Here is a 12,674-nt window from a genome sequence, read left to right as displayed (position 1 = left end):
ACACCGACTGTCGGGATGTCGGTCAGCCTTCCTGAATTGGTCGAATGAATCGTTTTTTAACCCGTCGAGGTGAATCGCCATCCATGTTCACGGCTATCGTGAGTTCGGGGACGCTGTTGGCAGCACTCGACTCGGTGAGCGTGTTGGTTGATGAGTGTAAGATCCGACTCGACGAGGAGGGCGCTACCATCCGTGCGGTCGATCCCGCTAACGCCGGGATGGTGAACCTACGGCTCGATACGAGCGCGTTCGAATCCTACGAGACGGACGGAGAGACGATCGGAGTCAACCTCACCCGGCTTGAGGACATCGCTGGCATGGCCAACGCGGATGACCTGATCCACTTGGAACTCGATGAGACGACGCGAAAGCTCCACATCCAGATCGATGGATTGGAGTACACGCTGGCGCTCATCGATCCCGATTCCATTCGACAGGAGCCAGATCTTCCGGATCTTGATCTGCCCGCCACGATCGGTGTCGAAGGCCGGGATATTGACCGGGCGGTGACAGCCGCGGATATGGTGTCCGACCACATCGCACTCGGCGTCGACGCCGACGCGGAGTATTTCTACGTTGACGCAGAGGGCGACACCGATGACGTGCATTTCGAACTTGACCGCGACGAACTCATTACGCTCTCTGCTGGAGACGCCCACTCGCTATTCAGCCTCGATTACCTCAAAGAGATGAACAAGGCGATTCCGAACGACGCCGAAGTGAGCGTCGAACTCGGTGAAGAATTTCCCGTCAATCTCCATTTCGATATCGCGGCTGGAGACGGGTCCGTTACTTTCGTGCTTGCCCCCCGTATCCAAGGCAATTAACCACCTGTCGTAACATACGGCAGCAAACGGCGATTGAACTCACGTCTCACGGTGTTTGGGACCTGCGAAAACGAGTACAGTAGTTGTGCCTACGGGTCGATAGTGTTCGCCCGGTGTCACCAGCTCCCAAGAATGTTGGTACTACCACATTTGGGGCAACGCATGAGATCACCGAGTGGGGGGACTTGGGCGGAGTCCCATTCTCCACCATCGTGTGGGGCTTCAAAGCCACAGTTGAGACATCGCGGCATCTCTTTTAGCATGGGTTCCTCCACCATGTCCTTCTATACCACAGCGATCGGCATAATCGTTTCTACCGTTCTGGTCGAGTCCGCCACCGGTTGGAGAAGAACGAACCGGCGAGACGGGTGTCACTTATTTTTAATATGCTCCGACCAATCGACGCGCTCGATCGCGTAGCCACCACATTCGGGACAAACCTGGTACTGAAGTGAAAACCGACGATCGCAACTCTGACAGGCATAGGGACCCTGACGGTGCTCTTTATCGAAAAAAGCATCACTGATTCGATCGATAACGCTCATCCTGGATCCCCTCGATCTGATCACCAGATAGTTTGTGTACTGTAAATACTATCCTGATGATCGTATCTAAAGATAGGAATGGTGCTGGTATAAGCCTTCTGCCTAACGACTCGTAGCTAATCCGGAGGAACTTGATGGTATCCGTTTCCAACACTCCCCATGTAGCGTATTCGAAGCTGTGACGGTTTCTGGCGGGTAATGGTTTCTGACGGCGGTTGGCGGATCTGTCTCGCTCGTAAACCGATTCATTGATACGATAGATGGTCAACAGGACATCTGGGTTGTTATCACCGATGCCAGTGCCATCGTCGGAATCGAACTCGATACTCACGGATCGTGGACGAGCACTGTGCGATCGCCTTACCGAGGAGTTATACACAACGGACAGCCGTCCGTACGAGGAGTGGAAGCGGCTCACGGCCCTGTATGGGTTCGGGTGGAGCGTCGGGTCGGGAAACCGGGTTGCTGGACGGCTGCCAGCGCAGTTAAACGGTGAGCCGATCGTTCAGGGGTCCTGTGACTACGTTCTCAAGATCGAATTCGATGTGGACGCCGACACTCCTCACACGGAGATGGGAAACTGGGTCGAAGCAACGATCTGGAAGCAGGCCGAAGAACGGGGCGTGACGGATCTGTTCGCTTCCGTCATCGCTCACGCTGAGGATTATCGGTGGCTCGTGATGGAGGAAGTCGAGACGATCGGATACGACCATCCGCAGGGTTCGACGGATCCCTCTCAGACACAACAACGGGAGGCGTACGAACGCCGCGTTTCGATGTTTGAGCAACAACTCGACGACGCCGGGTTGGGACTCGGGCTTGACGGTGCGGGTCAGATCGGTGTTTCACAGTCTGGAAACGTTGTTGCGCTTGATTACGAACACGTCATCGACGAGAGCGGCGTCGACCAGCCCGCGTGGATCGGCAGCTACAACCGCTACCGAGGGGAGCGCCTCACTGCCGAGGATGTCACACAGCTCGGCGGTCGACGGGAGCGGTTACGACGGATCACGACCGGAGCCAACGGATCGATCACGGGATACGAGATCCGTGCGCGACTCAACGAATGGCGATGAACCTGTCGTTCAGTATGATGTCACAACCTCTTACTTCGTGTCCGCCGTTGCCCATGGTATGGCTGATACCACTCCGACGACGTTCGACATCGGTGGGGAACTGACCGTTCACCGACTCGGCTTTGGTGCGATGCGACTCACAGGTGAGAAGATCATTGGACCGCCGACGGACGAGAACGCCGCGAAGGCGGTGCTTCGGCGCGCGATTGATCTCGGTATCGATCTCATCGATACGGCCGACTCGTATGGACCAGGTGTGAGCGAGCGGCTCATACGCGAGACGCTCCATCCGTATCCTGAGGAGGTTGTGATCGCCACGAAGGGCGGTCTCCTCCGGAACCGGGACGGCGACTGGCTTCCTTGTGGCGATCCAGACTACCTCCGCAACGCGGTGTTGTGTAGCCGCGACCGTCTCGGTGTCGAGACGATCGATCTGTACCAGTACCACCGACCGGATCCCGACGTGTCTTTCGAGGATTCAATCACGGCGCTCGCTGAACTACGCGATGACGGCGTAATCGAGCATCTCGGCGTGAGCAACGTCACTGTCGAACAACTCGATCAAGCGCGAGAGATCACGGAGATCGCAACCGTCCAAAACGAGTACAATATCACGACGCGCGACGACGAAGACGTCCTCAACGCCTGTGAGGAGGCGGGCATCGGATTCATCCCGTGGGCACCCATGGACGCGGGCTCAGTCGGTGAGGACACCGACGCGCTCCGAACGGTGGCCGAGGCACACGACGCGACACCACACCAGATCGCGCTCGCGTGGTTGCTCCATCATTCGCCGGTGATTCTTCCGATTCCCGGTACCGCGAGCGTCGACCACCTCGAAGAGAACGTCGCCGCTGCGGAGATCGAACTGACCGATACAGAACTGCGACAGTTGCGTGAGTGACGCACCCGCGCGCCACATACATACCGCTCGGTGCACTACGAACGGTATGACCGACCATGCAACGTTCGGTGGCGGCTGTTTCTGGTGTACTGAAGCCGCGATGAAAGTACTCGACGGCGTCGAGTCGGTCACGTCGGGATACGCTGGTGGACACGTAGACGATCCTACTTACGAAGCGGTCTGTTCCGGCGAGACCGGCCACGCCGAGGTCGTGCAAGTCGAATACGACCCGAGTGTGCGCTCGTACGACGAGCTGCTTGAGGCGTTCTTTCGGACGCACGACCCGACTCAGCGCAACCGACAGGGACCAGATATCGGCACCCAGTATCGATCGATCGTGCTGTATCACGACGCGGAGCAGCGGACGACGGCCGAGGCGTACATCGATGCGCTCGACGCCGAACACGACGACGACGTCGTGACCGAACTGGAACCGCTCGAACAGTTCTGGCCGGCAGAGGAGTATCATCAGGACTATTTCGAAAAGAATCCCTCTGACGCCTACTGCCAGGCGCACGCACAGCCAAAAGTAGAGAAAGTCAGACAGCAGTTCGAGACGAACGTCCAACAACACTAACCGCTCCGTTTTCGCTCCGTCTCCCGGTGTTGTGGTGGTTCGATAAATAGACGCCCTGTACAGATTCGGAGATCAGATCAGGCGCGGCCGAGGTGTGGTGATCCGGTGTGCATCGACCATGCAGACAGGCCAGTCGTTCGGGGCCACGGGGATCGTCCGGGGCGTACAGGGCAGTTGTACGTGGGGGAGATACAGTGATAACCGTCATGGCCGATCTCTCGAAACCGTGACGAGCGATCGCTGCTTATGCCATTCGTTCGACCGGGTAGCCCCGGTCTTCGATAGCTTCGATGATGTTTTGCGCGTGGCCAGTCCCGTTGGTGGTGATCTGGAACACGAGATACGCCTCTCCGACGTGGAGATCCTCGACAGCCCGGTCGTGGCGGACGGATCTGATGTTCGCACCGAGGTTCCCGATGACCGAGGACAGTTCCCCCATCGTCCCCGGCTGATCGTCGATCCGCACGCGAAACCGGAGGAGCTGTGACCGATCGGTCAGCGCGTGGGTGAGTACCGTCTGGAGCAGGGAGATGTCGATGTTGCCCCCGCCCAACACCGGAACGACGGTCTCGCCGGCCGCGTCGAGATCGTCCGAGAGCAGTGCCGCGACCGAAGCCGCTGCGGCTCCTTCAACGAGCTGCTTGGTCCGTTCGAGGAGAATAAGCGTGGCGTTTGCGATCTGTTCGTCGTTGACGAGCACGATCTCATCGACGTGGTCCTCGATGAGCGACAGCGTCAGTTCTGATATCCCGCCGGTCGCGATCCCGTCGGCAATCGTTCGGGGATGGTCGATATCGACTGGAAGCCCCTTGTCGAGGCTTTCGGGAACGGTAGCCGCCTCTTTGGCTTGGACACCGACGACGCGGATATCCGGATCGAGTGCCTTCAACGCCGTTGCGACGCCGCCGATCAGCCCACCACCACCGATCGGCACGATCACCGTATCGACCGCCGCAAGCGCCTCGTGGATCTCTAATCCGAGTGTTCCCTGACCGGCGACGATGGCCGGATCGTCGTAGGCGTGGATGAACACTGCGTCGGTTTCTTCGGTCAGGGTTTGGGCGTGTTCCAGTGCTGCCTGGAAGTCCCGGCCTTCAAGTGCCACTTCGGCCCCGTACCCTCGCGTGGCATTGATCTTCGTTTGGGGCGCGTTTTCGGGCATCACAATAGTGGCGTCCAGTCCGACCGTTGTCGCTGCCAGCGCGACGCCTTGGGCGTGGTTGCCGGCGCTCGCCGCGACCACCTTCTCGCAACTGTCTGCGATCTGAACGAGCTTGTTGTACGCGCCGCGCGTTTTGAACGACCCTGTTCGTTGGAGATGCTCCATCTTCAAATGGACATCCGCCCCAGACAGATCGCTCAACGAGCGACTCTGATCGAGCGGCGTCTCACGAACGACCGACTCGTCGCCACACCGTTTGCGGGCTGCACGAACGTCAGAGAGCGTCACTGTCGGCATGGGATAGCACACGAAACACACCGCCGCCCACTAACAAATATTGCTCGAAACGAAATGGGACACGGCGAGCTATATCAGCTAACAGAAAGAACGCGGCAGCGGAGACAGATACCGATGATTGATATGTCTCCTCGTCACGTTTCAACCTGTGGTCGATACAGACGTATGCTACAGTCTCTCTATGAGTTATCAGCTCGGGCGAAGCAACAGGTAGTTGATGATATACGGTCGGATCCACATCTCCTGTACATTTTAGGGGTGGCAGCGGTTTTAGCCGGCTTCTGGTTTTGGCACCGCATTCCAAACTTCGCTACACGAGACGAACGTGATCGGGTCTTTGACGTGTTGGTGGCGTACGGCACGTTTCTCAATGATCCTGGGATTGAGTCGCTGCGAGATGGGATCAGTTGGGGCCGGGTCCCGTTCGCGGCGACGTTCTATCTGTACGCTATCGCTCTTCTGCCGGTCATAGTAGTGACGGTACTCGTCGGCGGTCTCGACATCGTTGTTGCGTTCGATCATCCCGATCCGACGTTTGGTTTCTGGAACGTTTGGCACGAAACGCCTGAATGGTTCTGGACACTGGTGTTGGCGATCGTTCGGTTGACATCAGTCGCTTTAGCAGTCGGATCGGTGTATCTCACCTATCGGATCGGGGCGCTCCTCCGTGATCGACTGGCCGGTCGGCTGTCAGCGACAGTGCTGACGCTCACCTACGGCTTTCTCGTCGTCGCTCACGAGGGCGGTGAGGACATGCCAGCGCTGTTTTTCATTTTGCTCGCTCTCTATCTCGTGCTCCGGTACGTAGAAACAGGGGACACTGTGGCGTTTCTGTCCGGCTGTGTGTCTGGTGGCGTAGCGCTCGCGTTCAAGCTCACGGCAGGCCCGATCGTTCTCCTCATCGGCGCTGCGTATCTTCTGCGTGCGCGCCACGTGGATGACGCGATTGACGTGCTCACGCGGCCGAAATTGCTCGTGGGCGGCGCAGCACTGGGAGCGGTGACGGTCCTCGTTGGCTTCCCGATTGTGCTCGTCTCAGGCGTGGGTCCGCTCGCCGGTCGGGTGTTGCATGGAGCAACGGTCGGTCCCCAGCGCTACCACGGACCGGGTGCATCGATCTTGTGGTGGTATCTTCGGAACTATCTCAACGGACTCGGTCTCGTGTTGTTTGTCGCCAGCGCCTCCAGCGTGGTGGCGAGTCTTCCCCGACTGCGCAAGCGATCGATGGAATCCAGCGGAACTCTCTTGCTGTTGGTCGGACTCGGTTCGTACCTCTTACTGTTTTCCACGTGGCATGACCTGCGTGTTCACCATCTTCTCCCGACGTTTTCGTTCTTAGCGGTCCTGCTCGGAGTGACCCTCTCGCGCTTGACAGACCGGTCCCCACGGATCGCCCGTCCCGTGATCGCCGTTCTCCTGGTGACCGGCGGTGCTTACGCCGTCGTCGGTGATCTCGGCTACGCCACACAACCCCGTGATGAGGCGACAGCGTGGCTGGAGCAAAACGCACCCGAGAACGCGACGATGGAAACGTACCGCCGCGATCTACAAGACACAGCAGTCCCACACGAGATGGAGATCTATTCCCCCGTCGCTGCTGGACACGATATCCGTGATCGAAACATTCGCTGTCCAGAGTACATCCAGCTTGGCTACCGGGATCTCTTTTATCTCAATCCGGATACGTACGCCCGAAATAGCCCGAGCCGAAGGATGTACCTCCAAACGCTGCTTTCTCCCGACTCTCAATACGAGATCGTTGCCGAGTTCGGCCAGCGACCGGACAACTACGTGGCCCGTCCATCGAATCCGGGCTCTGTGAAGGACGCCATTCGGAATGGAATCGTGCCCCAGATCACACAGTACGGTGACGAACAGGAAGTCGGTCCCGACCAGTACACCCTCATCCTGCGACGGACCGAGCCGTGTCTCGTTCGCTGATCCGCGACTGATCGCTATCTTTTTTCGTGGTCGCTGTTATCCGGTTCACTGGACTGATCGGAATCGGTGACTGGCTCCTCCGATCCTGATTCTTCGCTCGGTGTTGCGTCCGGACCACTGCCCGCTGGATCGGGGTTCGGAATGGGATCTCTCCCGACGGCAGAGGGAGTGAGTGGTTCACCGTGGATGAGCTCTGGCAACACGATCCGAGCGAGGTGAACGATCAACACGAGGATGAGCGGGCCGAAGAACAACCCATACCAGCCGAACATGAGGGGACCGAGGATGTAGGCGAACAGCACGAGTCCGACGTGGAGGTTTCGCCCGGAGATGTACGGCCGGAGTATCAGCTCTGTGAGTCCATCGAGCAAGAGCACTGAGACAAGCAAGAATACGGCCGGAAACCACACGAGTCGGAGTTCGGTCGTGCCGGCGACGACACCGAGATACACCGCGACGGGGACGTAGACGATTTTCATGCCGATAACGGGAATCAGACTCGCCGCACCGGTTAACAGGCCGAGCAGCGTCGGAGAGGGGATCGCTCCGCCGGGGGGAGCGATGAGATTGAGTGCGTTGTACGCGAACAACGCCGTCACGGCGACCACGAACGCGTTCAGAATGTTACCGAAAAAGACGATCTTCAGATCCTGATCGACAGCCTGCCCGTATGCGACGAGTGTATCGTTGTCTCGACTCAGTGCGGACTGTACCCATCCGGCGAGCTTGTGGTCATCCCGAAGGAGATAGAACGCGACGGCAAGCGCGATGAACGCTTTGAACAGTCCCGAAGCGATCATTCCGAGGTACGCCCCTATCGATCCGAGCAGTTGTTCGATAGTCCCGACTGAAACGATCTCTCTCAGTTGCTGGGGATCGCTCGTGACAAGAGAAATCACGTCTTGGGGCGACTGCACTGGTGGAAGATTGAGATACGGAGATACCAAATCACGGTACGGGCCGATGTCCGGGGCAACGCCGATGAACTGGCTGAGCGCAACCGCGAGGGTGTAGCCGATCAACACGAGTACCGGCAGTGAGATCGTCAACAGCGCGATCGTTACCCCGACGTTCGGATATGGCATCCGATCAGCGAACTGTTCGTAGATCGGTCGGGTTGCGTAGTAGATGAACACCCCGAGCACGAACGCACCGAGATATGTGATGATAATATACGCGAGAATCCCTCCCAACAGGAGTGTGAACGCCCACCACGCCAACCGAGATCGCCGTTCGATGAACAGCGGTCGACAATCCATACGCCCACTTATTTCGAATAATACAAATTCTTTCCGGCCTGATACGGCTCCCGTCACCGACCGAGGAACTGTGAGACGCGATAGGTGTCAGTCGTGCTGGCTATCTGTTCGGCGTTACACTTCGTCAAACATCGTTTCACCCTCGACGAGATGGTCAGCAACCACGTCGAGATCCAGCGTCACGCCGAGACCGGGCTGTTCATTGAGTTCGATCTCGCCGTTCTCGATCACGGTCTCCTCGACCATCTCCGACCACCACGGGAGTTCATAGGAGTGGTATTCGACGGCGAGCGCGTTCGGGATGGCCGTGCCGACGTGTGCAGCGGCCATCGTCGCAACTGGTGAGGCGACGTTGTGCAGGGCGATCGGAACGTAGTACGTGTCGGCTAGGTCCGCGATCTTCCGGGTTTCTCGCATACCACCCACCTTGGGAAGATCCGGCGCGAGGATATCGACCGCCTGCTCCTCGATGAGTCGGCGCTGTCCGTGCTTTCGGTAGACGTTTTCTCCGGCTGTGATCGGGACTGTCGTGTCCTGTGTTACAGTGCGTTGAACGTCGTGGTTCTCGGGGGGGACCGGATCTTCGAGCCACCACACGTCACAGTCTTCGATGGCGCGCGCAAGCCGCTTGGCGCTTCCTCCCGAAAACGACCAGTGACAGTCGAAGGCCACGTCTGCCCGGTCACCAACGCGTTCGGTGACTGTTCGAACGATCTCGGCTTTGTGTTCGATTTCCGGATCACTGAGATGCCGGTTAGCGCGGTCCTTCTCGTGGCCGCTCGGAACGTCGAGATCGAACTTCAGCGCGTCGTATCCCAATTCTTCAACGACACGTTCTGCCTCCTCAGCGCAGGACTCCGGTTCAGACTCATCGCCAGCGTGACAGTCACAGTACACCCGAACCGCGTCCCGGTATTTCCCGCCCAGTAGCTGGTAGGCGGGCAGGTCTACCGCTTTCCCGGCGAGATCGTGCAGCGCGATCTCGATGCCGGAGATCGCTGTCACCGTCACGCCTGCGATCGATCCCTCGCCGGACATCTTCTGAACCAGATGCTCGTACAGTCGGTCGATGTCTAAGGGATTTTCACCGATGAGAAACGGCTTCATCCGCTCGATCAGTTCCGGTACACCCGCTCCCCAGTACGCTTCACCCGTTCCGACGATCCCCGCGTCGGTGTAGACGCGCACGAGCGTCCACGGGAAATTGCCGTCGACCATCGCTGTTTGCACGTCGGTGATCTCGATGTCGCGCGATCCACCACGCGAACGTGTCACACCCATCGTTTCCGCCGACAGATCCCGCATCGTATACTCCGCGTTCGGATCCCGGAGCGCGTTGTACTTTCCTCCCATACCCCCCGTTCACTCGTACCGTAGTAAATTATTGTGATTAACGGCTCAGGAGTTCCAGTCGCTCCAGTTCTTCGGCCAGCGTTGTCTCCTCAGCGTCGCTCATTCGGCGGAGCGGACTGCGAAGCGGGCCGCTGTCGAAACCGCGAAGCGAGAGCGCGCTTTTGACACCGGCGAGATACGGCCCTTGTTTGAATGCGCGCCGAACTTCGAACACTGTTTCTTGGAGCGCCTGCGCCCGCTCTTCGTCGCCGTCGTCGTAGGCGTCGTACAACTCAACGACGAGTTCCGGGAAGGCGTTCGCCACGGCGCTGACGAGCCCGCAACAGCCAAGATTCAGCCCCGGAACGAGCAGGGAATCCGACCCCGCGAAGAAGCTCGCGTTCGGTGCGTCAGCGACGACTTGACCGAGCAACGGCACGTCTTTGCTGGAGTCCTTTATGCCTGCGATCCCATCGAGTTCGGCAATTTCGATGAGCGTCTCCCGTGACAGGGCGTTTCCAGTTTTGCTCGGAATGTGGTAGACGTACACCGGTAGCGATGTCGACTGTGCCACCCGTCGGTAATGTTCGACGGCCCCTTCGTCATCGATCGGGTAGTAGTAGGGCGTGACGACGACCAGCCCGTCTACTCCTACGTTTGCGGCCTGCTTTGCGTGATCGATGGTCTCGTGCGTGCTTGGCGCACCGACTCCCGCGATCACCGGAACCTCGCCGTCGATCTCGGTGACGACTGCTTCGATCACCCGCGTGCGTTCGTCGGGCGTCAACAGGGTGAACTCCCCGTTGGTTCCGAGCGGAAAGACGCCGTGTACGCCACGATCGACGACGAACCGAGCGTGGGCGGCCGTCGTCTTCGGATCGACTGATTCGTCCTCGGTAAACGCCGTTATCGTCGGTGGGATGACGCCCTGAAGCGCGAGTGGATCGTCCGCTCCGGGCGCTGGTGCGTGTGCTGACATCGTGTGTTCCCTCTTCGGGAAGGCATGTAAGCCCTCCCGTCTTCACACAAAGCTTTAACTCGAAATAGAATAAGTATTTTCAAGGAGGACGGACAGATGGATGCCATTGCGGTGTACGATAATGGGGATGCGCCCGAACTGATCGACGTTCCACGGCCGACACCGGCGTCGGAGGAGGCGCTCATCCGCGTGTTGCGCGCTGGGATTGACGGGACGGATCACGAGGTCATTGCCGGTGAGCACGGTGTTTCACCCGACGACGACGACTATCTCGTGTTGGGACACGAAGCGGTCGGTGTGGTTGAGGATCCGAACGGAACTGAGCTTACGGCGGGTGAGACGGTCGTCCCGATGGTTCGACGCCCACCGGGAGCCGAAAACGAGTATTTCCAGCGCGACGAGCCGGACATGGCACCGACGGGGCAGTACCACGAGCGGGGCATCGTTGGCGCACACGGATACATGTGTGAGTATTTCACGAGTCGTCCCGAGTATCTCGTTTCGGTTCCCGAGACGGTGGCGCAGTATGGATTTTTGATTGAACCGGTGAGCATCACGGAGAAGGCGCTCGAACACGCGCTCGCCGCACGGGCTGCGTTCGAGTGGACGCCCGAAAGCGCGCTCGTGTTGGGCAACGGCTCGCTCGGACTGCTGACGCTTGCTATGTTAGATCAGAGCGGGTTTGATCGTACGTACTGTCTCGGCCGGCGTGACAGACCCGATCCGACGATCGACATCATCGAGTCGCTCGGCGCGACGTACGTCGATTCCCGAGAAACGCCCGTCGATCGCGTTGCAGATGGGTATGAGCCGATGGATCTGGTGTTTGAGGCGACGGGCCACGCGCCCCACGCCTTCGAGACTGTTGAGGCACTCGCACCCAACGGTGTGGGCGCGCTCGTCGGTGTTCCAAGCTCTCACGAGTTCGAGATTGACGGCGGAACGCTCCACGAGGAACTCGTGTTACACAATAAGGCGCTCGTTGGCACTGTCAACTCCGGGCGAACACATTTCGAGCACGCTGTCGAAACGCTCGAATCGCTTCCGGAGTGGTTCCTTGACGATCTCGTGACCGATGTGGTCGGCGTTGACGCTTTTGAACGCGCTTTCTCTGCCGACGACCACACCATCAAAACGGCTGTTGAGTTCTAGCCACTTTTTTGCGTGGGGGGTGCGCTTTGCGCACCCCCCACGCAAAAAACATGGGGAAAAAGCCGCTCGCTGGCGCTCGCGGTGAGTGACCTCGCCCGCTCCGCTTCCGCGACCGCCTCCGCTTCCGTAACGCTCCGCGACCGTGCACGATGTGTTTACAGAAGTGCCCCCCGGTGTTGCACAAACTTGACCGGCGCGCAGATGAACGATATGAGTTACTGACGCATTGGTAACAGCTACTGCCAGTGACTCAGTGTCATCCTACGAGCATCTACTGACGAACGAGTTGTTGGTATGACACAACATTATTCATTACATCAGTACCTTTATGTGTGATGGGGCAAGGAACGATAGATGAGAACGCTTGCGTGCGCCATGGGGCGTGTGCGTTCATGTTGAACGCGCCGGGTGATTGGGCCACCCGACGCAGGGTTCTCACGACAGAGAAACCCATGACTGGGAACGAAGCAGAGACATGTAACGGTGTCGAATCGTATCAGAAATACGAACAGCGTACGCGCTGTCAAAACTGTGGCCGTCCGATTCGGTCGCGGCACGCGCATCGGGTGGGGTGTCCATTGCTGGAGGGTCGTCGATGACCCACCTTTTTTCCGCTCGGGTAG

General features: G+C 58.7%; 11 protein-coding genes. 6 read left to right on the top strand and 5 right to left on the bottom strand.

Annotated features, from left to right (window positions below; translation table 11 throughout):
* Positions 1-83: 83 nt before the first annotated feature.
* From EIK79_RS04420 to msrA, 4 genes are all read left to right on the top strand, one after another.
* A complete protein-coding gene (locus tag EIK79_RS04420) occupies positions 84-827 on the top strand; it encodes a DNA polymerase sliding clamp (RefSeq protein WP_124953933.1) in 744 nt (247 codons plus the stop codon).
* An 838-nt stretch (positions 828-1,665) separates the two neighbouring features.
* Entirely contained in the window at positions 1,666-2,448 is a 783-nt protein-coding gene (locus EIK79_RS04415) for a hypothetical protein (RefSeq protein WP_124953932.1), read from the top strand.
* Between the two features lie 58 nt (positions 2,449-2,506).
* On the top strand, positions 2,507-3,352 hold the full coding sequence (locus EIK79_RS04410) for an aldo/keto reductase (protein WP_124953931.1): 846 nt from the start codon (positions 2,507-2,509) through the stop codon (positions 3,350-3,352).
* 46 nt (positions 3,353-3,398) lie between these two features.
* Positions 3,399-3,929, top strand: coding sequence for a peptide-methionine (S)-S-oxide reductase MsrA (gene msrA, locus EIK79_RS04405; protein WP_124953930.1), 531 nt, complete (start codon positions 3,399-3,401; stop codon positions 3,927-3,929).
* 244 nt (positions 3,930-4,173) lie between these two features.
* On the opposite strand, the gene ilvA is transcribed toward msrA, so the two are convergent.
* A complete protein-coding gene (gene ilvA / locus EIK79_RS04400) occupies positions 4,174-5,388 on the bottom strand; it encodes a threonine ammonia-lyase (protein ID WP_124953929.1) in 1,215 nt (404 codons plus the stop codon).
* 165 nt (positions 5,389-5,553) lie between these two features.
* On the opposite strand from ilvA, the gene EIK79_RS04395 reads away from it, so the two are divergent.
* Complete coding sequence (locus EIK79_RS04395; protein WP_124953928.1) at positions 5,554-7,329, top strand: ArnT family glycosyltransferase; 1,776 nt, start codon at positions 5,554-5,556, stop codon at positions 7,327-7,329.
* Positions 7,330-7,343: 14 nt separating this feature from the next.
* On the opposite strand, the gene EIK79_RS04390 is transcribed toward EIK79_RS04395, so the two are convergent.
* From EIK79_RS04390 to EIK79_RS04380, 3 genes are all read right to left on the bottom strand, one after another.
* Positions 7,344-8,588 (bottom strand): AI-2E family transporter, encoded by a 1,245-nt coding sequence (locus EIK79_RS04390; RefSeq protein WP_124953927.1) that lies wholly within the window; start codon positions 8,586-8,588, stop codon positions 7,344-7,346.
* Positions 8,589-8,702: 114 nt separating this feature from the next.
* Positions 8,703-9,941 carry a mandelate racemase/muconate lactonizing enzyme family protein gene (locus EIK79_RS04385; protein ID WP_124953926.1) on the bottom strand — a complete coding sequence of 413 codons (1,239 nt, stop codon included), beginning with the start codon at positions 9,939-9,941 and terminating at the stop codon, positions 8,703-8,705.
* Positions 9,942-9,978: 37 nt separating this feature from the next.
* Positions 9,979-10,899, bottom strand: a complete 921-nt coding sequence (locus EIK79_RS04380) for a dihydrodipicolinate synthase family protein (RefSeq protein WP_124953925.1) — start codon at positions 10,897-10,899, stop codon at positions 9,979-9,981.
* A gap of 96 nt (positions 10,900-10,995) precedes the next feature.
* Between EIK79_RS04380 and EIK79_RS04375 the strand changes: the two genes are divergently transcribed.
* Positions 10,996-12,051 carry a glucose 1-dehydrogenase gene (locus EIK79_RS04375; RefSeq protein WP_124953924.1) on the top strand — a complete coding sequence of 352 codons (1,056 nt, stop codon included), beginning with the start codon at positions 10,996-10,998 and terminating at the stop codon, positions 12,049-12,051.
* 435 nt (positions 12,052-12,486) lie between these two features.
* Here EIK79_RS04375 and EIK79_RS18405 read toward each other — a convergent pair.
* The coding region (locus tag EIK79_RS18405) for a hypothetical protein (RefSeq protein WP_221621680.1) at positions 12,487-12,674 on the bottom strand (188 nt) is incomplete at its 5' end.

The sequence above is a fragment of the Halocatena pleomorpha genome (assembly GCF_003862495.1).
In the GTDB taxonomy this organism is placed as follows: Archaea; Halobacteriota; Halobacteria; order Halobacteriales; family Haloarculaceae; genus Halocatena; species Halocatena pleomorpha.
The sequence above is the reverse complement of the archived record's forward strand: the minus strand, read 5'-3'. Positions and strand labels throughout refer to the sequence as shown.

Coding starts and splice junctions, on each gene's coding strand:
- EIK79_RS04415 (WP_124953932.1), top strand. CDS start 1,666: ATGCCAGTGCCATCGTCGGAATCGAACTCGATACTCACGGATCGTGGA.
- EIK79_RS04410 (WP_124953931.1), top strand. CDS start 2,507: ATGGCTGATACCACTCCGACGACGTTCGACATCGGTGGGGAACTGACC.
- EIK79_RS04385 (WP_124953926.1), bottom strand. CDS start 9,941: ATGGGAGGAAAGTACAACGCGCTCCGGGATCCGAACGCGGAGTATACG.
- EIK79_RS04375 (WP_124953924.1), top strand. CDS start 10,996: ATGGATGCCATTGCGGTGTACGATAATGGGGATGCGCCCGAACTGATC.
- EIK79_RS04395 (WP_124953928.1), top strand. CDS start 5,554: ATGCTACAGTCTCTCTATGAGTTATCAGCTCGGGCGAAGCAACAGGTA.
- EIK79_RS04380 (WP_124953925.1), bottom strand. CDS start 10,899: ATGTCAGCACACGCACCAGCGCCCGGAGCGGACGATCCACTCGCGCTT.
- EIK79_RS04390 (WP_124953927.1), bottom strand. CDS start 8,588: ATGGATTGTCGACCGCTGTTCATCGAACGGCGATCTCGGTTGGCGTGG.
- EIK79_RS04420 (WP_124953933.1), top strand. CDS start 84: ATGTTCACGGCTATCGTGAGTTCGGGGACGCTGTTGGCAGCACTCGAC.
- ilvA (WP_124953929.1), bottom strand. CDS start 5,388: ATGCCGACAGTGACGCTCTCTGACGTTCGTGCAGCCCGCAAACGGTGT.
- msrA (WP_124953930.1), top strand. CDS start 3,399: ATGACCGACCATGCAACGTTCGGTGGCGGCTGTTTCTGGTGTACTGAA.